The organism is Streptomyces sp. CB01201 (assembly GCF_002803085.1).
Classification (GTDB): domain Bacteria; phylum Actinomycetota; class Actinomycetes; order Streptomycetales; family Streptomycetaceae; genus Streptomyces; species Streptomyces hundungensis.
Window position 1 is genome coordinate 44438 of sequence record NZ_NNBJ01000015.1, and the last position, 24196, is coordinate 68633.

Here is a 24196-nt window from a genome sequence, read left to right on the forward strand (position 1 = left end):
GGGGTGGGCGCCCTTCGGGTTTTCCGGCCGCTCAGCGGGCGGCCAGCTGCCACAGGCCGAGCGCGGTCCCGGTCACCGCGGTGAGTGCGGCGATGCTCGCCACCGGCCAGCGGGTCCGCTCCAGGGCGTCCAGACGGCTCTCGTGGTCGGCGAGCTGGCGGTCGGTCTGGTCGCTGCGCTGTACGAGCAGGGCCAGCGCCCCGTCGACCCGGGCGAACCCGGCCTCCAGGGTGCCGCGCAGCCGCTCCAGCTCCAGGGCGACCGGCACCGGGTCGCTCCGGTCAGGCTCGGTCATCGGCGGCACCCGTGGGCTGGGTCCCGGTGCGCAGCCAGCCGGGCAGCAGGCGCTGGACGGCGGGCAGCGCCATGACCCGGGCGAGCCCGCCGGCGACGGCCAGGGCCCCGGCGACCCAGGGGAGGCTGGCCGGGACGCCGGAGGCGTCCACGACGGCGGGCAGCGCGAGGGCGAGGCCGACGGCCGTCTGGAGGACGGTGCGCAGGGCGCTCTTGGCGGCTTCGGACATGAGGGACTTCCTTCTTCGGTACGGGGGAGCGGCCCGGGAGCGGCGTACCGCTCCCGGGCCGTGCGGCGGGGAGGTCAGGCGGTGAACGGGACCTTCAGGGCGTCCCAGGAGGTGCGGCCCGGCACGCCGTCGGCGTCGGTGCCGTCGAAGCCGAGCCGGCGCTGCCACTCGGCGTACGAGGCGCGGTCGGTGTCGCTCCAGCGCGGCCCCGGGCCTTCCGCGTACGCCGAGCAGCCCTCGGCCACGAGCCGGCGGCCCATCGCGGTGACGACCGGCGAATCGCGGCCCACGGTGAAGAATCCGGCGCCGGGGAACGGCTGGTAGCGCTGCGGGACGGGACGGGCGGCGGGCTTTCCGGCGAGCCGGGCGGCGATGCGCGAGCGCAGGTCCGCCATGGCGAAGCCGCGCGGATCGCTCTTCCAGTCCGACCACTCCAGGTGGCCGATCACGCTCTTCGCGGACCAGCCGTGGGCCCGGCACAGCGCCGCCGAGACCCGCTCGATCGCGTCGAGCTGGGCGGCGGGCCACGGGTCGGCGCCGTCACCGAGGTTGACGCACTCGAAGCCGTAGAAGCGGGCGTTGCCGTCGACCGCGCCGGAGCTGCCCTCGTGCTGGTGGGTGGCCGGCGGCCGGTCGCCGTAGTTCTCGGCGATCACGGCGTTCAGGACCGCCGGGTCGCCGCCGCCCGCGTGGTTGGCGCGGCCGTTGCCGACCAGGTGGACGGTGCCGTCCTTGGCGATGACGCCGTGGCACAGCGGTCCGGGCAGCTCGTCGTAGCCGTCGTAGCACAGGCGGACGGAGGCGTCGGTGCCACTGCTCACGGTGTGGTGGACGATCACGCCGTTGACCGGGCCCCAGGCGCCCTTGTGGTTGCGGTTGTGGTCGCGCCAGCCGTCGGTCTCGACGACGGAGACGCCTTCGGCGCACAGAGCGGCGACAAAGGCCGCCGCGGACAGGGGAGTTGACATGGTCTTCCCATCGATGGGGGTGGACGAAAGCCCCCGGGCCGGGGGCGCGGGGGCTTTCGGAGGGGAGGGCGGGGCGGGTCAGGCGACGGCGGCCCAGAGGGAGTTGGTGTCGTTGACGATGGTCTTGGGTGCGAAGCTGGTCGGCAGCGTGGCCTGGCCCGTCGCGGGCAGCCGGCCGTAGCGGGCGAAGGCGCCCGGCATCCGGGCGGCGCCGGCCGGGCGGTCGCCCGCTCCGGCGCCCATCGCGAACGCGGGGCCCTTGCCGGCCTCGGTGGGGCCGTTGACCAGGAGCGCCACCCAGTAGCTGCCGGCGGGGGCGTCGTAGGCCTTGGTGAGCGGGCAGACCGCGGTGGCGCCGTCCTTGATGACGTCCTTGAGCGAGCCGGTCACCCCGACCCGGTTTCCGTTCGCGTCGTAGAGGCCCGCGTACGTGGCCTCGCTGAGGGTGCCGCCCACATAGCCGGTGCAGTAGAGGGCGATGGTGCCGATGGTGGCCGGGGTGTTGAGGCGGATGCCCATCAGATAGACCGAGCCCGCGCCGCAGTACTGCGAGCGGGTGCCGGAGGTCGTCGCCGGGTCGAAGCCCCAGGCCTTGAAGCCGAGGTCGCCGGGGGCCCAGCTGCCGGGGGTGGCGACGGCGTCCACGTAGTCCCGGCGCGTCAGATGGGCCGCGGCGGTGGGAGCCGCCCCGGACGAGGGCGCCGAGGTGAAGGTCTTGGCGCCGTCGACGCTCTGCGCCCCGCTCAGCAGGACCGTCGAGCCGAGCGGCGCGGCGCCCACCGCGGCGGCGTCCAGGACGACCTTGCCGGTGCGGTCGTTGACGGACTGGACGGGGATGCCCTCCGGACGCACGTACCGCAGATCGCCGGCCGCCTGGTCGAGCGCGTTGACGTCGGCCGCGCTGAGCACGACCACGCCCTTCTTGCCGTTGACGGACGACACCGGGTCGACCGTGCCCGGCGGCAGCTGTGCGACGGGCACCCGCCCGGCCGCGTCAAGGGTGGCCACTCCGCCCGCGGCGCCGACGGACGCGGTGGCCACCGCCTTGACGTCGGCGGCGGCGAGCACGACGTCCGCGGTGCTCTTGCCGTTCACGGACCGCACGACGCCGGGCGCGCCCGCCGGACCGGCCGGACCCGCCGCGCCGGCCGGTCCGGGCGGGCCCGGGACCGCGACGTACTGCGGTGCCTGCGGGTCGGCGGGCGCCAGATCGGCCAGGTCGATCAGCGGCTGGGAGGCCGGCAGGACGATGTTGTACGTGCGGTTGGCCGGCAGCCCGGAGAGCTGTTCGGTGACGGTGTACTGCCAGTTGACCGGGTTCATGCCCGGGCTGTCGGTGGCCGGCAGGACCGTGCTGATCCGGCCGTCCGCGTCCAGCGGGGCGACGATGGGGCCGCCGAGGATGACATCGCTCGCGGTGTGCGTGAGCAGGGTGGGCGCGCTGAAGGTGACCGTGCCGCTCAGCGGGAGGCCGGACGGGGTGAGGTAGTGCGCGGTGACGGTCACCGTGGGAATGGCGGAGGGCAACACGGAGGTACTCCTCGAACTGTGGCTCAGGGAAAGGGAGTTGGGGCTGGCGGGGGTCAGGACTTGACGCCGTACAGCGCGCGGGGCGAACAGCGGACCGTGGCGCCGGGCTCGACGGCCCTGGCCTGCACCAGGAAGGTCACCGGGCTGTCGTAGACGGCGCCGATGGGCGCGGTGAACTCCAGCGTCCCGGCGGCGCTCGGCCCCACCTGGACGCCGTTGACGAGCAGCCGCACCTCGCCGCCCCGCGTCGCCGCGACCAGGCAGTACAGGCTCGGGTGCTGGGCGATCGCGTTGCCGTTGTAGAGGGTGGTCCACTCGGTGGCCGAGGTGGACTCCCAGTGGCCGGTGTCCTCGGGGGTGGGCAGCGGATACGGGATGTAGGGGCGGGCCAGGCCCTCGCCGCCGAGGTCGTCGGCGAAGAGCGCGTTGCCCTTGCGGTCGAAGACCTTCACCGACTGGTTGGGCTGGAGGTCGGGGGCGTCGGCGTGCACGGTGAGCGCCTTGGAGCCGTCGTCGCGCCGCACGAAGAAGCCCTGCTGCTCCTCGCCGCCGGGCCGGGCCGGGGACACCTGCCCGATGTAGAGGAGCTCGGCGCCCTTCTGCTCGTCGCGGTTGCGCACCGCGAGCTGCCCGCCGTCGCTGATGACGACGTTGCCGCCGCTGATCCGGTCCATCGCGGGCCGGGTGTTGGCGCTGCCCATCAGGGCGCGGACCTGGCGTTCCAGGGCACGGATGCGGTCCAGGAGATCGGTGGGGATGGCGGCCATCTAGGCGTCCTCCGGTTCCAGATAGAGCTTCGCGGTCTCGCCCTTGCCGCGCCCGGGCGGCGTCACGGTGAGGCCGACGACCCGGTAGCGCCGGTCGGTGCCGCCCTGGTGCCAGCCGTCGCGGATGCGCAGCAGCACCGGGGCGCCGATGAGGGCGGGGGTGATGCGGCCGTCCACGCGGATGGTGACCTCGGGAATGACCTGCGGCCGCCGGGCGCGGGCCAGTTCGGCCCTGGCCAGGCCGTCCAGGACGCCCTGGTCGGACACGCCGCTGTGGTCCGAGGAGCCTTCGAGGCGGGGCCAGCCCGCGTCCAGGTCCTCGGCGGCGACGGCCGGGCTGGACATCTGGGGCAGCGAGGCCGCGGCGCTGTTGTTGTTCGCGGTCTCGCCGCGGGCCAGCCACACGTTGGCCTGCACGGTCGAGTCCGTCGGCAGGCTGTAGGTGATCACCGGCCCGGGCCGGTCCAGGACGATCGGCACGGAACCGGTGCTGATCCGGGGGTGGCCCAGCTGGAGCCTCTTGACCCGGGCGCCCGTCCCGGAGTCGCGGTAGCACTGGACACGCCACTCGAATCCGTACTGAAGGGCGGCGAGCGCGTCGATGATCTCCCGCACCCGGGCCAGGTCGGTCCGGGCGTAGGCGTGGCTGCCGAGCACCCCCGAGAGCTCGTCGTCGAGGACGATCCCGATGTCGCCGCCGGGCTGCTCCTGGACGTGCCGTACGAGCGCGCGCACGATCTCGAACTGGTCGGTGCCCGGGGCCGGGAAGGACAGGTCGCCGGAGAGGACGCGGTGATCGAGGTAGGAGTCGAAGGTGCCCGCCTGGATCTGCACGTCGAGCCGGCCGCGCTCGTCGCCGGCCGGGGTGCAGGTCCACAGGATGCCGCCCCACCAGATGTCCGGGCCGCGCTCCAGCCAGACCGCGGTGCGGCCGGGCCGGAGCGCCTCGCGGGCCCGGGCCGCGAGCGCCTCGTCGGGCAGCGGCACGGTGGCGCGCAGCTGGCCCGGCTTGCCGATGAAGTCGTCGAACTCGACCTCGGTGAGCGGCAGCGCGTCGATGACCCGGTCGGTGCGCAGATCGCAGAACAGGGCGCGGTAGGTGACCTCGCCCGTCGGCGTCACGCGGTTCACGGGGCGACCTCGTAGGTGCCCCACACCTCGTACCAGCTGCCGGGCACCGGGGTCATCGGGTCGTCGGCGTCGACCCAGACGCCGGTGGGCTTGCCGCTGGCCTGGATGGTGGACCAGTTCCGGGCCACGCCGTTGGGGTGGTACGCGGTGCTGGTCTCGGCGCCGCCGTAGAAGTAGCCGCCGGCGTCGCCGCCGGTGCGGGCGCGGAAGTTGATGGTCAGACCGCGCGGGCCGGCCGGGCGGACCGGCAGCGACAGGTACCAGTTGCCGTTCTTGTTGGGACCGCCCCAGTTGCTGGTGGAGCCGATGGTGACCGCCGCCTGGAAGTGCACCACCGGGCCGTCCTTGAGGTACCGGCCCCACAGCGAACCGTTGCCGAGCTTCGGCACCGGGGCGCCGGCGGTCGCCTGGCCCCAGGCCGGGGTGTAGTCCTGCCAGGTCGCCCGCGGCTCGGGGTAGGGCCGCCACTCCGTGCCGTTCCAGCGCTCCAGGCTGCCGCCGTTGTCGCGGTACTGGCCGGGGTAGGAGCCGCGGTAGGCGCCGCCGCCGGCGGGGATGATGCCGCCCACCGACGCGGTGGGCCGGCGCAGGTCCTTCACGGCGGTCGTCCAGTCGATGCCGCCGCTGCCGGCCGAGGCGCCGGCCGGCACCTTCACCTCGGCGAGCGCCAGGGCCGCCTCCGGAAGCCGGGGTGCCGCGGGGGAGGCGGCGTACTCGCCCTGGACGACTTCGAGGACGGCCGCGGTCGTGCCCGCGTCGTCGTAGACCCGCACCACGACGAGGTCGACGCGGGGCAGGCCCGGGTCGCCGTCCAGGAAGGTGAGGCTCGTGTACTCGGAAATGTAGACGGGGTAGGCGCCCGCGCCGGGGCGGCCCTGGACGACGGCCCGGCCGGGGGCGACCAGCGCGCTCATGCCCGCCTTGTCGCCGAAGACGTACAGGCCGGCCATGAGGTACTGGCCCTCGGGGGAGCCGGGGATGACACCGCCGCGGGAGGCGAGCGGCCCGTCCGGAGCCATCGTGCCGATCGGGGCGAGCCGGGTGTCGAGCCGGGTCTGGCCGCCGCTGCCGTCGGTGCTGTTGAGCAGCCAGGCACTGCCGATGTTCATGCGATCTCCTAGGTGGTGTGCGGGAGTTGACGGGTGGCGTGGACTACCAGTGCGCGTTGCGCCAGGTGACCGCCGCCGACGGCTGGGGCCCCTGGGGGGCCGGGGCGGCCGAGCCGGCCTCGCAGCGGAAGGCGAACGTGCTCTGGCCCGGCTCCAGTTGGAAGAGCTGCTCGGGCGTGGACCAGGCCGAGGCCGTGTGGATGCGCGAGGCGGTGCCGTTGAGCAGCACGGTGCCCGCGCCGGTGTCGACGGTGAGTACGTCGGAGGCGGCGAGCGCGATGTCGTACTCAAGGCGCAGGCCGTCGCTGAGCCGGGTCAGGGACGGCTTGCGGACCGGGCCGCGGAACTCGATCACCGGGTTGGCGGGTGCGTCGCCGCTGTTGTACGCGGTGAGGAGACCGGTGGAACGGGCCGTGCCCCAGCCGAGCGGCCAGGCGAGACCGGAGGCGGGGTCGGGTGCCACCGGCCCGGCGGCGGGCGCGAGGACCGGCGCCGTACCGGTGCCCGGCCGGGTCTCCTCGTCGGGCTTGGGCGGGGGCTGGTTGGGGTCGGGCACCTGGGCGGGCGGCCGCTCCCAGGTCAGACCCGTCTCGGGCAGCGGCAGGCCGGTGCGGGCGGACAGCACGTCGAGGGAGAAGCGCCGCGGGTCGGCGCAGACCCACTGCACGGCGGCCTTGGCGGCGCCCTGGGTGACGTACATGCGGTCGTGCGGGATGGACCGCTGGCTGATCCGGGCCCGCACGGCAAGGGTCTCGCCGTGCAGCCGCACCGTCAGCCACTGCTCGCCGGAGTGCACCGAGGTGGCCGCCCGGAACCGCTGCGCCACGGCGGCCGCCTGTTCACGCTGGTCGGGCAGCAGCCAGACGGAGGCGGTGACGGTACGGGCCTGCGACCACTGGGCGCCGGGCCAGGCGCCGTGCTGGTCGGGGCGCAGCACGTCGCCGCTGTCGAGGCCGGGCAGGTCGGCCCAGCCGGTGAGCCCGCTGTCGGCGATCTCGTAGTCCGTGCCGGGCCCGAAAAGAAGCCCGGCCCACTGGATCTGCCCGTCGCGGGTGATCAGTGAGCCGGGGGGTTCGGTCGTGGTGGTCAACTGTGTTGGGGGCATGGGTGGTTGGCCCTCACCTTCTGGGGGTTACGTCGTGTGCGCCAGGAAGAGCAGTTCCTCGGCGATGCCGTACGAGCCGCGGCCCTCCGGCTCGTGGTAGTGCCCGATGCGGCGGCTGCGCCGGCCGGGCCGGGTGGCGCGGGCCGCTCCGGCGGTGCGGGCGAGCAGCGCTTCGAGCCGGGACAGTGGCAGGACGACCTCGGCCTCGCCCGCCTCGGCGAGGATCACCGGGACGCCGCCGGTGCGGGGCGCGACGATGCCGCCCGCCGCGAGCATGGGAATCCTGCTGAGATCGACGCCGAAGTGCTTGCCGAAGAAGTTGAAGCTGAGGCTGTTGAGCCCGTCGATGACCCAGTTGGCGAAGGCGATGAGCCCGTTGATCGGGCCCTTGATGACGCCGACGGCCATCTGGAAGCCGCTCTCCAGGAAGCCGCCCATGCCGCGCAGGGCCCGCTCCATCGCCGCGTTGACGGTACGGAACGCCCCCGGCAGGGAGGTGGTGACCCACTTCAGGGCCGGCTTGAGGACGTTCGCGAGGCCCTTCCAGAACCCGAGGACGACGGTCAGATAGCCGGTGATGACGGGAGCCACATACGTCAGGGCGGTCTCGATGAGCCCGCCGACCGTGGCGAACACCGTCTCCATGAGCTGCTGCCCGAACTCCGAGTTCAGCGCGAACTCGATGAGCTGCTCGGCGAACGGGGCGAGCAGGGTGGCGACCAGGACCCAGGGGTTGGCCTTCATGACCAGGTTCACCGCGGTCATCACCGCGCCGGCGATCTTCAGATTGCCGCCGAAGAGCGTGGCGGCCTTGCCGAGCGCGCCGGACCCCTTGCCCACGATGCCGATGGACTTGGCGGAGAGGTCGGAGTTCCGCTTGAGGTTCTTGAGCTCGCGGGTGGCGCCCTGGGCGCCGGACTTCACCTTCAGTACGCCGGTGTGCGCACCGGGTGCCGCCCGCCCCAGCGCTCCCGCGGCCCGGCCGGCCGCGTCGGCCCCGGTCGCGAACTGCTTGATGTCCTTGCCGGCCTGGGCGGTGGCGGCCCTGATCCGGTCGACGGCGCGGGTCGCGCCGGTGATGCCGGCCGCGGCGCTTCCGGCGGCCCGGGCGGCCTGTCCCGCCGATCCGCCGACGTTACGGAAGGCGCCGGCGGAGTTGGCGAGTGGATTCGGCTGGGCCGTGGCCATGGCGGTCCTCCCTTCGGGGACGCGGGGCCGTGTCCCGGCTCATCCGCGTGCCTTGGCGAGGAAGAGCAGGGCTCGGGCGGTGTCCTGGGGGTCGGTGCTCTGGGTGGCGTAGTAGTTCTCGATGTGGAACCCGTCCCCGTATCCGTACGGGCCGCCCGGCACGGATCCGGCCTGGGCGGTACGGCTCAACAGCCGGTCGAGGCGGGACAGCGGCAGCACCGCCTCCGACTCGCCCGCCTCGGCCACGATCGCCGGCACGCCTCCGCTGCGCGGCGCGACGATGCCGCCCTCCGCCAGCATGGGGATGCGCGGGATGTTCACGCCGAAGGTCTTGCCGCCGACGAGGGGGACCCAGCCGGGGATCGAGACGTGGATGCCGTTGAGGGCGCCGATGGCGGAGTTGATGAGCCCGATGACCAGGTTGAGCGGGGACTTCACCGCCGACAGGATCCCGTCGAACACCCCGCCCGCGAAGCGGGAGAGCCCGCCCCAGGCGCCGGACAGGGCGTCCCTGACGGTGTCGAACGCGCCGGGTATGAAGCTGGCGATCCACAGGGCGATGGGCAGGATCGCGCCCTTGATCCCGTTCCAGACGGACGAGATGATCTTCCCGGTGCTCTTCATCAGCGGGCCGATCGCCTTCATGACGGTGTCGACGACCTTGCCGATGACGTCGAAGGCGACCTTCATGATCTTCTGCATCGCCTTCGACTTGGTCGCCATGGCGACGACCTTCTCGATGAGCGGCGCGAAGAGTTCGAGCAGCATCCCGATGACGTTGCCCTTCATGGCCTTGTTGAGCCCCTTGAACCCCCCGTCGGCCTTCTTGAGCCCGCCTTGCAGCTTCCCCATGGAAACCCCGCCGGCCCCGGCGTCCTTGCCGACCTTCCCGACGGACTTCGCCGCCTGGTCGGCGGCGGTCTTCATCCCCTTGAGCTCCTTGGCGGACTGCTGGGCGGCCCCCTTGATCCGCCCGACATTGGTATTGGCCGTCCCGGCCTGCCTACCGAGCGACCCGGCGGAGCGGCCGGCGCCGTCGATTCCTGTTTTGAACCCTTTTAGCGAGCCGGAGGCTCGGGTCAGGGATTGGACTAGGGACATCGGTCACTCACCTCATCCAATTTCTCGACCAAGCGCGGACACGGCCTGACGCAAACCGGAAATGTTTCGATTGATGGCTGCGTAAGCGTCTTTGGTCTGCTGCAGACTCTTCTCGGTGTCCTTCTTCTTCTGCTCGGCCTGCTGCGCGATTCGTCTCACCTCGATCTGAGCACGACCTGCCTCCCGCCGGGCCTTCTCCAGGCGCTCAAGACTCTCTCTGACCACCACTTGGTTGATGAGACCGGGGTTGCGTCGGGCATCACGCATGCTGTTGGTGAGATCGCTCTGCCTCGCTTCCAGCTGTCGTGAGGCACCTACTGCTCTGGACTGCGCTCGTTCGCTCTCGCTTCGGGTCCAAGGCGTCGTCCATATTTGGTGACCGAAAAAGCTGAGACCCTTTTCGTCCATTTTCAGGCCGGTGAAGTCCGCCTTGGCCAAGGTGGCGCCACCTGCAAATCCGGCGAACCCGAGTTTGGCGGTGTCCAGTCCCACACTAAGAGCGTTGACTGACACGGCCAGATCGCTGACGACCTTTTTGGTCGGCTTGTATTCGTCGGCGAGGAATTTACCGAAGACGGGCTCAAGCAAGCCCTCGCCCGTAAGCCAACCCGTTTGCGCAGGAGCGTCGTCTTTCGCTGCCATGTGGTCTCTTTCCGCTGTCGGTTTGCACTATTTGCTACTTTTGCCATGGTGGATAAACCGGGCATCTGTGCTAAGTTCAGGTCTGCGCACGGTAAAGTATTCGCTAGGAGGGGCGCTGTGGTAGTGACGATGGCGGTTATCTGGGTCGCGGTCCACTTAATGCTGTTTGGTCTTGTGATGTATCCATTCGGTCTGCGTCCCATCTTTGTGAAGCGGAGACTTCTGGCCGTGGGGGTTAGGACGAAGGCCACGTGCGTTAGCAGTTACTGGTCCGAAGATCGCGTATCGGAGCGGTTCAACTTCACAGTGGACGGGTTTACCTTCTCCCATAGCAGCTCACTGCGATGGAGTCGTATAGCGAGCGATGGCGAAACGGTAGAAATCGTCTACGATCCCAAAAGGCCCTCACGGGCGCGCACGGTTCGGGAGCTCAATGGGCGCACCGAAGTTCGCTTCATGATAATTGGCAGCCTGGTGGCCATGGTGTGTTTCAACCTGTTCTACATCAAGGCCTTCATCGGCCTCTTCCAATATCTCTTCGGCGGCTGAGCGAAAGCGGGCCGATTGCGTGCCGGTCCAGGAGGAATGTGTAACGTCGTCGTGGTGCTACGACACTGAAGCTCGCGCGGCACCTATACAGCGCTGAACGGCGTTGACTTGGTGCCCCGTGCCGACCTTCTGCACATGCCGAATGCTCAGCGAGAAGACTCGATGGCCATGTGTATCGGGTTACGTGCTGGCTTCGGGCACGGTTCACGTAGCGGCGAAGGAGAGAGTGTCCCGTCCGCCCCCTAAGTAAAGTCCCGCCAGGCAAAGAAGCGCTCCGGCTGGGGAGGATGGGCGTATCGGGCTCCTGGAGAGGTCTTCCCGGAGCCGGTGCGGATACGGCTATGCGCCAGGCGCATTCGGCGGGGGCGCCGCCTCCGGATAGTCCAGTAGGTCGGCGTACTCGCTGGAATTGATCGTCGTCGTCATCCAATTGGCCACCCGCAGGTGGTTCACCGTCGCGGCGAGGGGGCGAGATGACACTGTCTCGCCTTGCCAGTCGAAGAAGGCAACGGTGTAGTAAGCGTGGCAGGCCGGCTTCGAGGGTCTCGCCGTGTCCGGCGAAGAACACGCCGAGGCTTCGCCGCCGCTGTTCTGGCTGACCGTGCCGAGTCGCACTACTCAGGCGTTTTCGCGCGTCGACTCTATTCCCTTGCTTTATGACAGCTCCTCGGTAGATGCTCCCCTGGCTTTGATCTTGGCGTGATCTTAGTCAGCCTTCGAGAAGAAGTGCATTCTTCCCAGGTATTTCAGCCCGGCCCTGTGGGCATTGGTTTTCGAATTGGAGGCTGGCGAATGCCGACGATTACCCTTTCTGGAATCCTCTCTCTGGGGCGCTGGTGGATTTTCTTAGAGGGTATGGCCTGGGTGTCCTGTGCCGTTGGGCTCGCGGTGGCTGACATCTATGCCCATCGCAGAAGGGTGACGACATCCGCTCGGTGTATCCATGTGGAGAGCGAACCGGGCGGAATCGCTAGACACACCCTCGAAAGGGTTCCCGTCGCGAGCGAGAAAAAGCTCGTCACTCTGCGCACCAAGGGGGAGGCGGTACGTCCGCAGGGGGTGGTGAAGATCTCCTATGACCCAAAGAACGCCCACGAGGTATTCGTGGCCGCTGAACATCCTCGAATATCTCGCCTGCGCGGCGAATTGTTCATCGCGGGCATAGGTTTCGTACAGATCTTCTACGTTCTCATCAGGTGGGGGATTTCCTGAGAATTCCCTCCGCGCCATGGGCTGCTTGCGGTGCACTGCTCAGCTGAAAAAGCGCGCGAGATCCGTAGGCGTCGGCATGCCAGACCCCTGGTCCGGCTCCTGGTCGGGATGCGGAGACGGATCCGCGTGCCCTTCCGTCATACCCGGCCGCGGTACCGCCTCCGGATAGTCCAGCGGATCCGCGTCCTCGCCCGAATTGATCGTCGCCGTCATCCAGTTGGCCACCGCGAGGTGGTCCACGGCGGCGGCGAGGAGGTGGGTGGTGGAGTCCCACTCCACCGCCTCGCCGTGCAGGTCGCGGTTGACCGCGCTGTCGCGCGGCAGGTGCTTGACCAGGACCGCGAGCCGGCGGGACGTCAGCGTGCCGCGGTGCCAGTCGAGGAGGTCGACGGCGTAGTGCCGCAGCAGGTCGGCTTCGAGAGCCTCGGCGTGTTCTTCGACGAACGCGTCGAGGCTCAGTCTTCCCCCAGGCCGAGCCCGGTCTCCTTGCCGTACGCCTCCAGGATCGCGGCGATGTCCTGCATCGTGATGTCGTGCTCCAGGAACTTCTTGAACTGCGCCTCGCCGAGCAGCAGTCCGAGGAGCCCATCGACATCGCTGTCGTCGAGCTCGCGCAGCGCACGGGCGGTGCGGTGGCCGATCTCGGTGGGGAGTTCGAAGGTGTCGCCGTCCAACTGGAAGGACCAGGCGGCCCCGTGGGCCTCCAGGCGCTGGGCGCGGGCCGCGTTGACGTCGAATCCGGGCATGGGGTGCTGCTCCTCAGGTAGGAAGAAGAAGGGGAAGGGGGGGGCGCCGCCCCGGGGAGGGGAGGGCGGGGCGGCGCCGATTCGGGTGGTGTGTGGAAACGGGCGGGGCCGACGCGGCCGAAGCGCGTCAACTCCCGCCCGCAGACGGCTACTTCGTGCCGAAGGACTTGTCCTTCATCAGCCACGTCGCCAGCGGCGCGTCCGCCTTCGCGGCCATCGCGGTGAAGGTGACGCCCAGCTTCACCGCGCCCTTGCGGTTGAGGTCGACGTCGTCGGAGACGGTCACCAGGCCGCGCGGGACCACGAAGCGGTAGCGCACCTCGGCGCCGTCGGAGAACTCGACGCCGAGCGCGCGCTCGTCCTCGCCCTGGTCGCTGTGGATCTCGTACTTGTAGAGACCCGAGTTCGGGGCGCTCTCGACGACCTCGCCGCCGCCGAAGAAGAACGGCAGCGTGTCCTCGTTGAGCTGGAGCATGCCGAACTTCAGGGTGAGCTCGCGCTCGGTGTAGATCGTGCGGGCCGGAGTCAGCGACTGCCAGGTGTCGATGTTGGCGGTCTTGCCCTTGCGGCCGAACTTCACGCCGTCGGTGCTGGTGTAACCCAGGTCGTGCCAGGCGGCGCCCCACTCCGTGGTGGTGTCGGCGGGGGCGTCGGTGCCGACCTTGGCGAGGAAGATGCGGCCGGTGCCGGCCACGCGGATCTCGCTCGGGTTCATTCCGGACATGTGGTTCTCCTTGTTCGTTGTTCGTTCGGGGTTCGGTCCGTTCGGGACCTGGCCCGTTCTGGCGCATGGCCCCTTCGGGACATGCGAAAGGCCCCGCCGATGTCGGCAGGGCCTCGATGGGGAGGGGCGGTCAGGACGGGCGCAGCGAGAGGCGCACCGTGGTGAGGTAGCGGTTGCCGGCCGGCCGGTTGTAGTCCGGCAGCCAGCGCACGGCCTCGGTCTCGACGGCATCGGTGACGACCGCCGTGCCGTATGTGGTGCCGCGGAGCTGGAGGAGCGCGGCGCGGACCGAGAGGGACACGGTGTGTGCCGCCGTCTTGGTCGGGCCGTACACCTCCAACTCGACGAGCGGGGTGTCGAGATGGAGGTCGTCGACCCAGGCGCCGCCGGTCCGGGAGACCAGCACCACCTGCTGCGTACCGTCGAAGCCGGCCGGCGGACGGTTGTCGACCGTCACCCCGGCCAGCTCCGGCCGGTACTTGAGGTGGTCGACGATCAGGCGCTCCACATCGGGGAACGTGAGCAGGGCCTCGCTCAACAGGGCCTCCTTTCGAAGGCTCGAAGGGTCGAAGGCTCGAAGACTTGGTGAGCCGAAGGGGAGGGGCGCGTCGAGCGGCCGGCGGGGCGCGGGCCGCGCGGGACAGTGCGGAGGGCGGGAGAGCGGGCTGCCGTTCGGCCCGTACGCCCCGTCGGAGCGCTCAACGCGAAGCGGCGGACGCCGACGCCCGGTTGAAGGCGCAGCTCCGCCGCTGCACTTATTGTGAACGAGATCGCGCGGGCGCGCAACTTGAAGTTTCTGGCGCGCAATTACGTGTGGGGGGGCAGGGGGTGCGGTCGAGCCGTCGGCCCATGGGCGGCGGGAGGTGCGGGCCTTAGGGAACACAGTGTCAGTTCCACGGGTTAGGTTTGTGGTTGTCGCGCGCTCCGGGACATCTCATGACGGATGGCCGGGGGCGGCAAGGAAGGGCGTATGAGCCGACGAAGAGCACCTGGGGGTGGCATGAGCGAGCAGGTCGTGGGGTGCGGGGGAGTCGCCCGGTGAGCGTGTACAGCGAGCGCGTCTCGGACGTGGTGATCGCCACCGTGGAAGTGGCCGCCGACTCGGCCAACTCCGGATCCTTCACGCCCGAAGTCGCCCAGGCGCTCACCGCGGTCGTCGGCAAGGTGGCTGAGCGGGCCATCGGAGACGCGGAGCTGAACGGGTTCGTCACCGGGTGGCAGGAGGCGATGGCCACCCTGGGGGACGACAGCCCGGCCGGCGCGCAGGTCTACCAGGTGCCGGCGTGGGACGTCCGGGGCCCGGTGGGCCGTGGCGCCCCGCGCCCCCGGGTGCGGTAGCCGTCGAACGCGTACGCAACAGTGCCCCGCAGCCACATCGGCTGCGGGGCACTGTTCGTATGGGGAGCGGAGGGGGCCGGGGAGGGCCGGCGTATGTATAGGAGCCCCGGCAGCACTGCACATGTAGCAGCACCGCACATATACATGTAGCAGCACCGCACATATAGGGGAGCCGGGCAGGCCGTATCTGTGGAGCCCTATCTCCCTGTCCATAGAGGCGGTACCTGTAGAGGAAGGTCAGGCACGGAGTTCGTGTGCTCGCCGGGTCGCGCGTTCGGCGGCGAAGACGTCCGCCAGGTGGAAGAGGTGGGATCGGCCGCTGCGGCCCGCCGGTGCGATGTGCCCGAGCTGGACCCACTTGCGGATGGTGCCCGGGGCGACCGCCGCCTCCTCGGCCGCCATCGCCGTGGTGATGAGGGCGGCGGTCGGCGGGTAGAGCGGTGTGGCACCGGCCGGTCGGACCGTACGCGTCGTACTCATCGTGCGCCCGCCCCCTTCGAGCCGGGCCGGTCGAGCCCGGCGGGACCCGGCCGCACCCCGTCCTGAGCCGACGTCAGCTCCGCCAGGTCGCCGGCCGTCGTCTCCGCCAGGTCCTGCCATTCGGCGCGGGTCCAGGCGTGCCGGTGCGCCGCGTCCGTGCGGCAGCCGCAGTCCGAAGTCGCGCAGCGGCAGCCCGGGTTGACGCACAGAACGGTCTCGCGGTGCGGGAAGACGCGCAGGGACACGGAGTCGCAGTGCGGGCAGCGGCCGCCGACGCGGACCGGGCTCTCGGCGTCGCCGAGCGCCAGCGAGCAGCGGCGGGCCATCCGGCGGGCCTCACCGCGTACGTGTTCGGCGAGGACCGGCCGCTCGGCGATCCGGTCGAGCAGGGCGACGAGCCGGCCCAGCCGGTCGGGCACCGTGCCGCGCGGCGGACGCGGCAGGCGGAGCTTCTCGCACACCGCCTCCTCCAGCTCGACCACGCCGTCCGTGATGTCGCGGATGGTGTCGGAGACGAAGAGGCGGATCGGCGCGGCCGGAGCGGTGGGCCGGCCCGAGTGCCCGCCGCCGAGCGGACGGGCGCCGCGGCTGGGGGCGAGCTCCTGGTGGAGCTCGGGAAACTGGCGGAGCAGGATGCCGAGCCAGACGGCGGCGGGGTCGGGACGGTGACTCATGACTGCTCCTGAAGACGGCCGGTACGGGACCGGGCGGTGACGGGGAGGGAGACGGGGGCGGCGACGGGAACTTCCTGGCCGTTGCGCCACAGCCGCCCGCCGCTCACGCCGTCGAACCAGCTGGTGCGCGGCGCGACGGCCTCCAGACAGGCGCGGCGGACGGGGCAGCCGCCGCAGGCGCGCAGGGCGGGCCGGGCGGCCTCGGGCTCGCGGGCGAAGACCGCACGGTCGGGCAGGCCGATGCAGGCGGCGCGGGTGCGCCAGTCCTGGGAGCGCCGGGCGGTGGGATGGGCTCCCCGGGACAGGGGTGCGCGGACGAGCGCGGGTGCGGGCATGGGATGGGATCCCTCTCGGGAAGCGTGAGTACGAAGTACGGAGTGCGGGGCTACGGGCTACGGGGAGCGCGAGGAGGCGAGGAGGCGAGAAGCGCGGGGAATGCGAGGGGTGGGGTGCGAACACCCTCTTGTTGCGGTTGCGCAATCAACGTTACCGATATTGCGTGCGAGTGCGCAACAAGCGTCGCTCGTTGTTGCGGGCCGCAGGCCGTCCGTCGTCTCTACGCCATACCTTCACGCTGGCAATACCGCGATTTTGCCTGCCGGGGTGGTTAGTTGCGGGCTCGCGCAGCATGCTGGTTATTGCGCGCGCGAACGAAACGGTAGGGTCGGGATGGTTGCGGAGGGAGCGTGCTATGGGCGAGAAAAGCTCGGATATGGAGCGGTTTGCGGGCTGGGTCGAGGACCTGATGCGCGAGCGCGGATATGACATCGACAGTCCGCGGGGCGGCGGCCGGTCCCGGCTCGCCGAGGACGCGGGCGTGCACCGGGCCGCGGTGACCCGGCTGTTGCAGCGGCAGAGCCTGCCCGACCTGGAGACCATGCGCGCTCTCGCGCGGGTCCTGGGGGTCGGCCTTCGGGACATGCTGATCGAGTCGGGCCGGGTCACGGCCGACGACCTGCCGGTGCCGGACGGGGCCGGCGGGGGCGCCGGGCGCGGCCGGGTCACACCGGCCGAGGCGGCCGAACTGCTCGGCATCCCGGACAGTCACCGCCGGCAGTTCGTCGAGATGGCGGAGATGATCATCGCGGTGAGCGGGGCCCGCCCCGAGGGCGTACACCCCAGGCGGCGCGACGCCTCGGCGAGCAGCTGAATGACGTGCCTCTTCGTCGACCTCGGTGCCAGACCCTGGACCGAAACCGGGGCCGACGAGGGGCCGACGAGGGGCCAACGCAGGGCCGCACCCGGGCCAACCTCGGCTCAACCCCGAGCCGAACCCCGGCCCAACCTCGGGCCGACCCCGGGGCCGACGAGGGGCCAACGCGGAGCCGATGCAGGGCCGACCCCGGCCCAAGCTCGGGTCGACCCCGGGCCCACCCCGGGCCAACCTCGGGCCGACCCCGGGGTCGAAGAGGGGCCAACGCGGAGCCGGTACAGGGCCGACCCCGCGCCAATCCCAGCCCAAGCTCGGGCCGACCCCGGGCCGGCCCTTAGGTCGACCGCGGCCCGGCGCGGGGTCGGGCCCCGGGATCGGGTGGCGCGGTCGCCGGGGCGTTCACCGGCGTGTCGGCGTGGACGGCATTTGTTTTGACCCAAGTCGATGAGGTAGGTACGCTCAGACCTTGTGCCTGGGGTGTGCCTGGGCTCCGCTGCGTGCCTACGTCCGCAGCGCGAGCTCCTAGACCGGCCGCCGCAATCTGCGCTTCTCCTGCCCTCGGGCGGGAGCATGCAGTATTCGACACACCCGACCGCGTGGGTCGGAGACGTGTTTCAGGTTAGTTTTACTACGGCACACAGAAACCGGAGAAGTAGTGCCTACGATCCAGCAGCTGGTCCGGAAGGGCCGGCAGGACAAGGTCGAGAAGAACAAGACGCCCGCGCTTGAGGGTTCCCCCCAGCGCCGTGGCGTCTGCACGCGTGTGTTCACGACCACCCCGAAGAAGCCGAACTCGGCACTCCGTAAGGTCGCGCGTGTGCGTCTGACCTCCGGCATCGAGGTCACGGCCTACATCCCGGGTGAGGGACACAACCTGCAGGAGCACTCGATCGTGCTCGTGCGCGGTGGCCGTGTGAAGGACCTGCCGGGTGTTCGTTACAAGATCATCCGCGGCTCGCTCGACACCCAGGGTGTCAAGAACCGCAAGCAGGCCCGCAGCCGCTACGGCGCCAAGAAGGAGAAGTAAGAATGCCTCGTAAGGGCCCCGCCCCGAAGCGCCCGGTCATCATCGACCCGGTCTACAGCTCTCCTCTTGTCACCTCGCTGATCAACAAGATCCTCCTGGACGGCAAGCGCTCCACCGCCGAGCGCATTGTCTACGGTGCCATGGAGGGTCTTCGCGAGAAGACCGGCAACGACCCGGTCATCACGCTGAAGCGCGCGCTGGAGAACGTCAAGCCGTCCCTTGAGGTCAAGTCCCGCCGTGTCGGTGGCGCGACCTACCAGGTCCCGGTTGAGGTCAAGCCCGGCCGCCAGTCGACCCTCGCGCTGCGCTGGCTCGTGGGTTACTCCCGCGCCCGCCGTGAGAAGACCATGACCGAACGCCTCATGAACGAGCTGCTCGACGCCTCCAACGGCCTCGGCGCTGCTGTCAAGAAGCGTGAGGACACCCACAAGATGGCCGAGTCCAACAAGGCCTTCGCGCACTACCGCTGGTAGTCGCTACCCACATCGAGACCGAGAGAAGACTGAGCCGATATGGCTACCACTTCACTTGACCTGGCCAAGGTCCGCAACATCGGGATCATGGCTCACATCGACGCGGGCAAGACGACCACCACCGAGCGGATCCTGTTCTACACCGGCGTCTCGTACAAGATCGGTGAGGTCCACGACGGCGCTGCCACGATGGACTGGATGGAGCAGGAGCAGGAGCGCGGCATCACGATCACGTCCGCCGCGACGACCTGCCACTGGCCGCTTGAGGACGTCGACCACACCATCAACATCATCGACACCCCGGGCCACGTGGACTTCACGGTCGAGGTGGAGCGTTCGCTCCGCGTCCTCGACGGTGCGGTCACCGTGTTCGACGGTGTCGCCGGTGTGGAGCCGCAGTCCGAGACGGTCTGGCGTCAGGCCGACCGTTACGGCGTTCCGCGTATCTGCTTCGTCAACAAGCTCGACCGCACCGGCGCTGAGTTCCACCGCTGCGTGGACATGATCGTGGACCGCCTCGGCGCGACCCCGATCGTGATGCAGCTGCCGATCGGTTCCGAGGCCAACTTCGAGGGCGTTGTGGACCTGGTCCGCATGAAGGCCCTCGTGTGGTCCGCGGAAGCGACCAAGGGCGAGATGTACGACGTCGTCGACATCCCGGCCACGCACACCGAGGCCGCTGAAGAGTGGCGCGGCAAGCTGGTCGAGACCGTCGCGGAGAACGACGACCAGATCATGGAGCTCTTCCTTGAGGGCGTCGAGCCCACCGAGGAGCAGCTGTACGCCGCGGTGCGTCGCATCACCATCGCGTCCGGCAAGGGCGGCGACACCACCGTCACCCCCGTGTTCTGTGGCACCGCGTTCAAGAACAAGGGCGTTCAGCCCCTGCTCGACGCCGTCGTCCGCTACCTGCCTTCCCCCCTGGACGTCGAGGCCATCGAGGGCCACGACGTCAAGGACCCGGAGGTCGTGGTCAAGCGCAAGCCGTCCGACGAGGAGCCCCTCTCGGCGCTGGCGTTCAAGATCGCGAGCGACCCGCACCTGGGCAAGCTCACCTTCATCCGGATCTACTCCGGACGCCTTGAGGCCGGCACCGCGGTGCTGAACCCCATCAAGGGCAAGAAGGAGCGCATCGGCAAGATCTACCGCATGCACGCGAACAAGCGTGAGGAGATCGAGTCGGTGGGCGCCGGTGACATCGTCGCCGTCATGGGCCTGAAGCAGACCACCACCGGTGAGACGCTGTGCGACGACAAGGCCCCGGTGATCCTGGAGTCCATGGACTTCCCGGCGCCGGTGATCCAGGTCGCCATCGAGCCCAAGTCCAAGGGTGACCAGGAGAAGCTGGGTGTCGCCATCCAGCGTCTCGCGGAGGAGGACCCCTCCTTCCAGGTGCACTCGGACGAGGAGACCGGCCAGACCATCATCGGTGGTATGGGCGAGCTTCACCTCGACGTCCTCGTCGACCGTATGCGTCGCGAGTTCAAGGTCGAGGCGAACGTCGGCAAGCCGCAGGTCGCGTACCGCGAGACGATCCGCAAGGTCGTCGAGCGCGTGGACTACACCCACAAGAAGCAGACCGGTGGTACCGGTCAGTTCGCCAAGGTGCAGATCGCGATCGAGCCCATCGAGGGCGGCGAGGCGTCGTACGAGTTCGTGAACAAGGTCACCGGTGGCCGCATCCCCCGGGAGTACATCCCGTCGGTGGACGCGGGTGCGCAGGAGGCCATGCAGTTCGGCATCCTGGCCGGCTACGAGATGACCGGCGTCCGCGTCATTCTTCTCGACGGTGGCTACCACGAGGTCGACTCCTCCGAGCTCGCGTTCAAGATCGCCGGTTCGCAGGCCTTCAAGGAGGCCGCGCGCAAGGCTTCGCCCGTGCTCCTTGAGCCGATGATGTCCGTCGAGGTCACCACGCCCGAGGACTACATGGGTGAAGTCATCGGTGACATCAACTCCCGCCGTGGCCAGATCCAGGCCATGGAGGAGCGCAGCGGCGCCCGCGTCGTGAAGGGCCTCGTGCCCCTCTCGGAGATGTTCGGCTACGTCGGCGACCTCCGCAGCAAGACCTCGGGTCGCGCAAGCTACTCGATGCAGTTCGACTCCTACGCCGAGGTTCCGCGGAACGTCGCCGAGGAGATCATCGCGAAGGCCAAGGGCGAGTAACTCTTCCGAGTTCACGCTTTAGGCTTGTCACCGGAGCCACTGGGGCATTCGGCGTAAACCATCAGGTTTACGGTGAATGCCCCGGGCCCCGGCATCCCAGCAAAGATCACCTGGCGCCGATGAAGCAAGGCGTACAGAACCACTCCACAGGAGGACCCAGTGGCGAAGGCGAAGTTCGAGCGGACTAAGCCGCACGTCAACATCGGCACCATCGGTCACATTGACCACGGTAAGACGACCCTCACGGCCGCCATTACCAAGGTGCTGCACGACGCGTACCCGGACCTGAACGAGGCCTCGGCCTTCGACCAGATCGACAAGGCTCCTGAGGAGCGCCAGCGCGGTATCACGATCTCGATCGCGCACGTCGAGTACCAGACCGAGTCGCGTCACTACGCCCACGTCGACTGCCCCGGTCACGCGGACTACATCAAGAACATGATCACGGGTGCCGCGCAGATGGACGGCGCGATCCTCGTGGTTGCCGCCACCGACGGCCCGATGCCGCAGACCAAGGAGCACGTGCTCCTGGCCCGCCAGGTCGGCGTTCCGTACATCGTCGTCGCGCTGAACAAGGCCGACATGGTGGACGACGAGGAGATCCTGGAGCTCGTCGAGCTTGAGGTCCGTGAGCTCCTCTCCGAGTACGAGTTCCCGGGCGACGACCTGCCGGTCGTCAAGGTCTCGGCGCTCAAGGCGCTTGAGGGCGACAAGGAGTGGGGCCAGTCGGTCCTGAACCTGATGGCCGCCGTCGACGAGGCGATCCCGCAGCCCGAGCGTGACGTCGACAAGCCGTTCCTGATGCCGATCGAGGACGTCTTCACGATCACCGGTCGTGGCACCGTCGTCACCGGTCGTATCGAGCGTGGTGTCCTGAAGGTCAACGAGACCGTCGACATCGTCGGTATCAAGACCGAGAAGACCACCACCACGGTCACCGGCATCGAGATGTTCCGCAAGCTGCTCGACGAGGGCCAGGCCGGTGAGAACGTCGGTCTGCTGCTTCGTGGCATCAAGCGCGAGGACGTCGAGCGCGGCCAGGTCATCATCAAGCCCGGTTCGGTCACGCCGCACACCGAGTTCGAGGCCCAGGCGTACATCCTGTCCAAGGACGAGGGTGGCCGTCACACGCCGTTCTTCAACAACTACCGCCCGCAGTTCTACTTCCGTACCACGGACGTGACCGGCGTCGTTACCCTCCCCGAGGGCACCGAGATGGTCATGCCGGGCGACAACACCGCCATGAACGTCGCGCTGATCCAGCCCGTCGCCATGGAGGAGGGCCTCAAGTTCGCCATCCGTGAGGGTGGCCGGACCGTGGGCGCCGGCCAGGTCGTCAAGATCGTCAAGTAAGTACTTGACCGTCTGACCTGGTAGCTCGCTGAGCTGTCAGAAGAGCCCCGCACCTTTCGAGGTGCGGGGCTCTTCGCCGTCCGTGCGGGGTTCGCCGTCCGTACGGGTTCGCTGTCCGTACGGGGTTCGCCGTCCGTACGGGGATCCGCGAGGCTTCAGGGCCGCCAGGACCAGGGAGCGGCGTCCACCCCGAGCCCCAGCGCGAGCGGGTGCCCTTCGCGGACGTACAGCGTGGGCGGGCCGACCGGGACCGTGCCCCGGGGCCGCTTCAACACCCGCCCCGCGCCCGCGAGTTGGACCTGCCCCTGCTCGTCCGTACCCAGCACGTATCCGCCGGCCGCGCCGACCGGCCCGTACCCGTCGAGGGAGACCGGCTTCGCCGCGCTGCCGTCCGCGTGCACGGAGGTGAGGCGCGCGGACGCGGGGGAGCCCGGGTCCTGGCGGGCCTTCTTCGGATCGGCCGAGGAGCGGTAGAGCAGCTGTACGCCGTCGCCGAGCGCGACCGGGGCCACCGCGTCCACGGCGAGCGGCAGCCGGGACGGCACGGGGGCGAGCGGGCGGCCGGGGGCGCTCTGGGTCCAGTGGTGCACGGTGTCGGCGCCGGCCGCGAAGACATGGACGCGCCCGCGCCCGTCCACGACGGCGCTCAGCCCCTCCTGCACGGACTCCCCGCCCAGATCGCGCCACGGCCCCCAGCTGCCGCCCGCCTCCCGGACACGGGAGCTGATGCCGCGCTCGGCGTTGCGCACGAAGAGGTGGACGCGGCCGTCCGGTGCGGCGACCGCGGTGGGCGGCCCGATCCGGCGCCCCCGGTCGTCCCCCCGCTCGGGGTTCCCGAGCCCCTTCCACGCCCCGAACTTCCCACCGGGCGCGCCCTGTTCAAGGGCGACGATCTCCCGGGTGTTGGCGCCGGCCCGCCCCTGGAGCGAGGAGAACCGCAGCGCGAAGAGCAGCTGCCGCCCGTCGGCCAGGGTGGCACCGCCGAGCACGGGGGCGAGCGGCGAGCCGCCCAGGTCCTCGGGCTCGCCCCAGCCGTCGTCGGCGTTGCGGCTCCACCGCACCGCCCGCAGCCCGAGCACGCCGTAGGCCTGGGCGCCGTCGCCGGACGCGAGCAGCCGGGCGCCGGGGTGTCGGTAGTGGGTGGAGCGCACCCACCCCTTCCAGTTGGTCAGCGGCCGGTTCCCGCCCACGTTGTAGTCCCCGCACCCACCGGGGTTCCCGCACTGCCAGTCCTTGCTGCCGCCGTACGGCACGAGATGCGCGGCCTTCTCGGCGAGCACCCTCGGCGGCAGGTTCTTGGGCCAGTGCCGGTTGTAGTACGCCCGGTAGGCGGTGGCGAGGAAGGCGTTGCCGCGCTCGGCGTGCCGGATCAGCGCGGCCCAGGCGAAGGAGGCGGCGGCGGTGTGGTCGGCGTGGTCGGAGTACCCCGGCTGTTCGGAGTCGTGCGACCGGTTGACCGGCGAGCTGTGCTGGATGTCCGGGTCGGGGTCGAGGGTCTGGACGAGGGTGGGCTCGTAGTCGGCGAGCAGCCCTTCGAGGACGTCCACCATGCTGTCGTACGTGTACGCCTTGGCCCGGGTGAGCGGGGACCCCTCGGCGATGACGACGGGCAGCTGGAGGTGACGGTCCTCCCAGAGGCTCGGCAGGCCCATCCTCCCCCCGAGCGGGGTGTGCATCGCGGTGTTGAGGAACACCAACTCCACGCTGCGGCCCCGGTGTTGGAGCCGGTTGACCTCGGCGCGGTGCCCGCCGCGCAGCTCGGCGACGGACTTCTCCCACGGGGTGTACCGGTCCATCCCGAGCAGGGTGGCGTACGCCTGCCGCAGCCCCTGGTGCCGGGCGGAGGAATAGGCGGCCTTGTCGTAGACGTGCGGCCCGGTGTCACTGACCACCCGGTTGTCCCCGTTGGCCTCCCCGCCGGTGACGTAGACGCTGACCAGCGGGACCCCGGAGTCCAGGGTGTGCTGGGTGTCCGGGTTCATGAAGTACAGGTCGTCGTCGGGGTGGGCGAGGATCTGGAGGAGGAGGGGGCGGTGGGATGCGGCGCCGAGCGGGGCGGCCGGGCCCGCCACGCGCCCCCGGCCCGTACTGGGCACGGAGCATCCGGCGAGGCCCACGGTGAGCCCTGCGGCGGCGCCCCCCAGCACGGCCCTTCGTCCCGGCCCCGCGGGCCTTGCCGTCTCGTCCACGTCCATCCCGTCCACCACTCGCCCCGGTTCCCGGCGATCCGGTGGGA

At 70.1% G+C, this 24196-nt stretch carries 26 protein-coding genes and 1 pseudogene; 8 read left to right on the plus strand and 19 right to left on the minus strand.

Annotated features, from left to right (window positions below; all coding sequences use genetic code 11):
* Window positions 1-31: 31 nt before the first annotated feature.
* The 11 genes from CG740_RS28150 to CG740_RS39875 form a co-directional block, all read right to left on the minus strand.
* Entirely contained in the window at window positions 32-295 is a 264-nt protein-coding gene (locus CG740_RS28150) for a hypothetical protein (RefSeq protein WP_100578089.1), read from the minus strand.
* Window positions 282-524, minus strand: coding sequence for a hypothetical protein (locus CG740_RS28155; protein WP_100578090.1), 243 nt, complete (start codon window positions 522-524; stop codon window positions 282-284). Before CG740_RS28155 ends, CG740_RS28150 begins: the two co-directional genes overlap by 14 nt.
* 74 nt (window positions 525-598) lie before the next feature.
* The gene (locus CG740_RS28160; RefSeq protein ID WP_100578091.1) at window positions 599-1492 is read right to left on the minus strand and encodes a peptidoglycan-binding protein; all 894 of its coding nucleotides are present in this window, start codon (window positions 1490-1492) and stop codon (window positions 599-601) included.
* Between the two features lie 78 nt (window positions 1493-1570).
* Entirely contained in the window at window positions 1571-3022 is a 1452-nt protein-coding gene (locus CG740_RS28165; RefSeq protein WP_100578092.1) for a phage tail protein, read from the minus strand.
* Window positions 3023-3075: 53 nt separating this feature from the next.
* Window positions 3076-3789 (minus strand): hypothetical protein, encoded by a 714-nt coding sequence (locus tag CG740_RS28170; protein WP_100578093.1) that lies wholly within the window; start codon window positions 3787-3789, stop codon window positions 3076-3078.
* A complete protein-coding gene (locus CG740_RS28175) occupies window positions 3790-4920 on the minus strand; it encodes a hypothetical protein (RefSeq protein ID WP_234376519.1) in 1131 nt (376 codons plus the stop codon). It abuts the gene before it with no gap.
* Window positions 4917-6029, minus strand: a complete 1113-nt coding sequence (locus CG740_RS28180; protein WP_100578094.1) for a hypothetical protein — start codon at window positions 6027-6029, stop codon at window positions 4917-4919. Before CG740_RS28180 ends, CG740_RS28175 begins: the two co-directional genes overlap by 4 nt.
* A gap of 43 nt (window positions 6030-6072) precedes the next feature.
* Window positions 6073-7134 (minus strand): phage distal tail protein, encoded by a 1062-nt coding sequence (locus CG740_RS28185; RefSeq protein WP_100578095.1) that lies wholly within the window; start codon window positions 7132-7134, stop codon window positions 6073-6075.
* Between the two features lie 27 nt (window positions 7135-7161).
* A complete protein-coding gene (locus CG740_RS28190) occupies window positions 7162-8322 on the minus strand; it encodes a hypothetical protein (protein WP_100578096.1) in 1161 nt (386 codons plus the stop codon).
* 39 nt (window positions 8323-8361) lie between these two features.
* Window positions 8362-9423: a phage tail protein gene (locus tag CG740_RS28195; RefSeq protein WP_100578097.1), complete on the minus strand. Its 1062-nt coding sequence runs from the start codon at window positions 9421-9423 to the stop codon at window positions 8362-8364.
* 12 nt (window positions 9424-9435) lie between these two features.
* Window positions 9436-10065, minus strand: coding sequence for a hypothetical protein (locus tag CG740_RS39875; protein ID WP_159030421.1), 630 nt, complete (start codon window positions 10063-10065; stop codon window positions 9436-9438).
* A gap of 177 nt (window positions 10066-10242) precedes the next feature.
* On the opposite strand from CG740_RS39875, the pseudogene CG740_RS41960 reads away from it, so the two are divergent.
* Both CG740_RS41960 and CG740_RS28205 read left to right on the plus strand, forming a co-directional pair.
* A pseudogene (locus CG740_RS41960) lies at window positions 10243-10482 on the plus strand (DUF3592 domain-containing protein); the annotation flags it as partial.
* 831 nt (window positions 10483-11313) lie between these two features.
* Complete coding sequence (locus CG740_RS28205) at window positions 11314-11826, plus strand: hypothetical protein (RefSeq protein ID WP_159030423.1); 513 nt, start codon at window positions 11314-11316, stop codon at window positions 11824-11826.
* A gap of 39 nt (window positions 11827-11865) precedes the next feature.
* Here CG740_RS28205 and CG740_RS28210 read toward each other — a convergent pair whose 3' ends face one another.
* From CG740_RS28210 to CG740_RS28225, 4 genes are all read right to left on the minus strand, one after another.
* The gene (locus CG740_RS28210; RefSeq protein WP_442802857.1) at window positions 11866-12105 is read right to left on the minus strand and encodes a hypothetical protein; all 240 of its coding nucleotides are present in this window, start codon (window positions 12103-12105) and stop codon (window positions 11866-11868) included.
* Window positions 12106-12281: 176 nt separating this feature from the next.
* Window positions 12282-12572, minus strand: a complete 291-nt coding sequence (locus tag CG740_RS28215) for a hypothetical protein (RefSeq protein WP_100578101.1) — start codon at window positions 12570-12572, stop codon at window positions 12282-12284.
* Window positions 12573-12720: 148 nt separating this feature from the next.
* Entirely contained in the window at window positions 12721-13296 is a 576-nt protein-coding gene (locus CG740_RS28220; RefSeq protein WP_100578102.1) for a phage tail tube protein, read from the minus strand.
* Between the two features lie 130 nt (window positions 13297-13426).
* The gene (locus CG740_RS28225; protein ID WP_100578103.1) at window positions 13427-13834 is read right to left on the minus strand and encodes a hypothetical protein; all 408 of its coding nucleotides are present in this window, start codon (window positions 13832-13834) and stop codon (window positions 13427-13429) included.
* A 500-nt stretch (window positions 13835-14334) separates the two neighbouring features.
* Here CG740_RS28225 and CG740_RS28230 point away from each other — a divergent pair, with 500 nt between their 5' ends.
* Complete coding sequence (locus tag CG740_RS28230; protein WP_234376520.1) at window positions 14335-14634, plus strand: hypothetical protein; 300 nt, start codon at window positions 14335-14337, stop codon at window positions 14632-14634.
* A gap of 237 nt (window positions 14635-14871) precedes the next feature.
* Here the strand turns inward: CG740_RS28230 and CG740_RS28235 are convergent, their stop codons facing one another.
* The 3 genes from CG740_RS28235 to CG740_RS28245 are packed head-to-tail and all read right to left on the minus strand — an operon-like array spanning window position 14872 to window position 16123.
* On the minus strand, window positions 14872-15114 hold the full coding sequence (locus tag CG740_RS28235) for a hypothetical protein (RefSeq protein WP_100578105.1): 243 nt from the start codon (window positions 15112-15114) through the stop codon (window positions 14872-14874).
* Window positions 15111-15788, minus strand: coding sequence for a hypothetical protein (locus CG740_RS28240; RefSeq protein WP_100578106.1), 678 nt, complete (start codon window positions 15786-15788; stop codon window positions 15111-15113). Before CG740_RS28240 ends, CG740_RS28235 begins: the two co-directional genes overlap by 4 nt.
* The gene (locus tag CG740_RS28245; protein ID WP_100578107.1) at window positions 15785-16123 is read right to left on the minus strand and encodes a WhiB family transcriptional regulator; all 339 of its coding nucleotides are present in this window, start codon (window positions 16121-16123) and stop codon (window positions 15785-15787) included. Before CG740_RS28245 ends, CG740_RS28240 begins: the two co-directional genes overlap by 4 nt.
* A 377-nt stretch (window positions 16124-16500) precedes the next feature.
* On the opposite strand from CG740_RS28245, the gene CG740_RS28250 reads away from it, so the two are divergent.
* The 5 genes from CG740_RS28250 to tuf all read left to right on the plus strand — a co-directional run bounded on the left by CG740_RS28250 (window position 16501) and on the right by tuf (window position 21960).
* Window positions 16501-16938: a helix-turn-helix domain-containing protein gene (locus CG740_RS28250; RefSeq protein WP_234376521.1), complete on the plus strand. Its 438-nt coding sequence runs from the start codon at window positions 16501-16503 to the stop codon at window positions 16936-16938.
* Window positions 16939-17596: 658 nt separating this feature from the next.
* Window positions 17597-17968 carry a 30S ribosomal protein S12 gene (gene rpsL / locus CG740_RS28260; protein ID WP_003948652.1) on the plus strand — a complete coding sequence of 124 codons (372 nt, stop codon included), beginning with the start codon at window positions 17597-17599 and terminating at the stop codon, window positions 17966-17968.
* A gap of 2 nt (window positions 17969-17970) precedes the next feature.
* Window positions 17971-18441, plus strand: a complete 471-nt coding sequence (gene rpsG, locus CG740_RS28265; RefSeq protein WP_053731192.1) for a 30S ribosomal protein S7 — start codon at window positions 17971-17973, stop codon at window positions 18439-18441.
* A 39-nt stretch (window positions 18442-18480) separates the two neighbouring features.
* Window positions 18481-20607: an elongation factor G gene (gene fusA, locus CG740_RS28270; RefSeq protein WP_100578110.1), complete on the plus strand. Its 2127-nt coding sequence runs from the start codon at window positions 18481-18483 to the stop codon at window positions 20605-20607.
* Window positions 20608-20766: 159 nt separating this feature from the next.
* Window positions 20767-21960 carry an elongation factor Tu gene (gene tuf, locus CG740_RS28275; protein WP_100578111.1) on the plus strand — a complete coding sequence of 398 codons (1194 nt, stop codon included), beginning with the start codon at window positions 20767-20769 and terminating at the stop codon, window positions 21958-21960.
* Between the two features lie 155 nt (window positions 21961-22115).
* Here tuf and CG740_RS28280 read toward each other — a convergent pair whose 3' ends face one another.
* Window positions 22116-24155, minus strand: coding sequence for a PIG-L family deacetylase (locus tag CG740_RS28280; RefSeq protein ID WP_100578217.1), 2040 nt, complete (start codon window positions 24153-24155; stop codon window positions 22116-22118).
* Window positions 24156-24196: the final 41 nt, after the last annotated feature.

Coding starts and splice junctions, on each gene's coding strand:
- CG740_RS28235 (WP_100578105.1), bottom strand. CDS start 15,114: ATGAGTACGACGCGTACGGTCCGACCGGCCGGTGCCACACCGCTCTAC.
- CG740_RS28220 (WP_100578102.1), bottom strand. CDS start 13,296: ATGTCCGGAATGAACCCGAGCGAGATCCGCGTGGCCGGCACCGGCCGC.
- CG740_RS39875 (WP_159030421.1), bottom strand. CDS start 10,065: ATGGCAGCGAAAGACGACGCTCCTGCGCAAACGGGTTGGCTTACGGGC.
- CG740_RS28250 (WP_234376521.1), top strand. CDS start 16,501: ATGGAGCGGTTTGCGGGCTGGGTCGAGGACCTGATGCGCGAGCGCGGA.
- CG740_RS28245 (WP_100578107.1), bottom strand. CDS start 16,123: ATGCCCGCACCCGCGCTCGTCCGCGCACCCCTGTCCCGGGGAGCCCAT.
- rpsG (WP_053731192.1), top strand. CDS start 17,971: ATGCCTCGTAAGGGCCCCGCCCCGAAGCGCCCGGTCATCATCGACCCG.
- CG740_RS28180 (WP_100578094.1), bottom strand. CDS start 6,029: ATGAACATCGGCAGTGCCTGGCTGCTCAACAGCACCGACGGCAGCGGC.
- CG740_RS28155 (WP_100578090.1), bottom strand. CDS start 524: ATGTCCGAAGCCGCCAAGAGCGCCCTGCGCACCGTCCTCCAGACGGCC.
- CG740_RS28195 (WP_100578097.1), bottom strand. CDS start 9,423: ATGTCCCTAGTCCAATCCCTGACCCGAGCCTCCGGCTCGCTAAAAGGG.
- CG740_RS28185 (WP_100578095.1), bottom strand. CDS start 7,134: ATGCCCCCAACACAGTTGACCACCACGACCGAACCCCCCGGCTCACTG.
- CG740_RS28280 (WP_100578217.1), bottom strand. CDS start 24,155: ATGGACGTGGACGAGACGGCAAGGCCCGCGGGGCCGGGACGAAGGGCC.
- CG740_RS28150 (WP_100578089.1), bottom strand. CDS start 295: ATGACCGAGCCTGACCGGAGCGACCCGGTGCCGGTCGCCCTGGAGCTG.
- CG740_RS28190 (WP_100578096.1), bottom strand. CDS start 8,322: ATGGCCACGGCCCAGCCGAATCCACTCGCCAACTCCGCCGGCGCCTTC.
- CG740_RS28215 (WP_100578101.1), bottom strand. CDS start 12,572: ATGCCCGGATTCGACGTCAACGCGGCCCGCGCCCAGCGCCTGGAGGCC.
- fusA (WP_100578110.1), top strand. CDS start 18,481: ATGGCTACCACTTCACTTGACCTGGCCAAGGTCCGCAACATCGGGATC.
- CG740_RS28160 (WP_100578091.1), bottom strand. CDS start 1,492: ATGTCAACTCCCCTGTCCGCGGCGGCCTTTGTCGCCGCTCTGTGCGCC.
- CG740_RS28240 (WP_100578106.1), bottom strand. CDS start 15,788: ATGAGTCACCGTCCCGACCCCGCCGCCGTCTGGCTCGGCATCCTGCTC.
- CG740_RS28170 (WP_100578093.1), bottom strand. CDS start 3,789: ATGGCCGCCATCCCCACCGATCTCCTGGACCGCATCCGTGCCCTGGAA.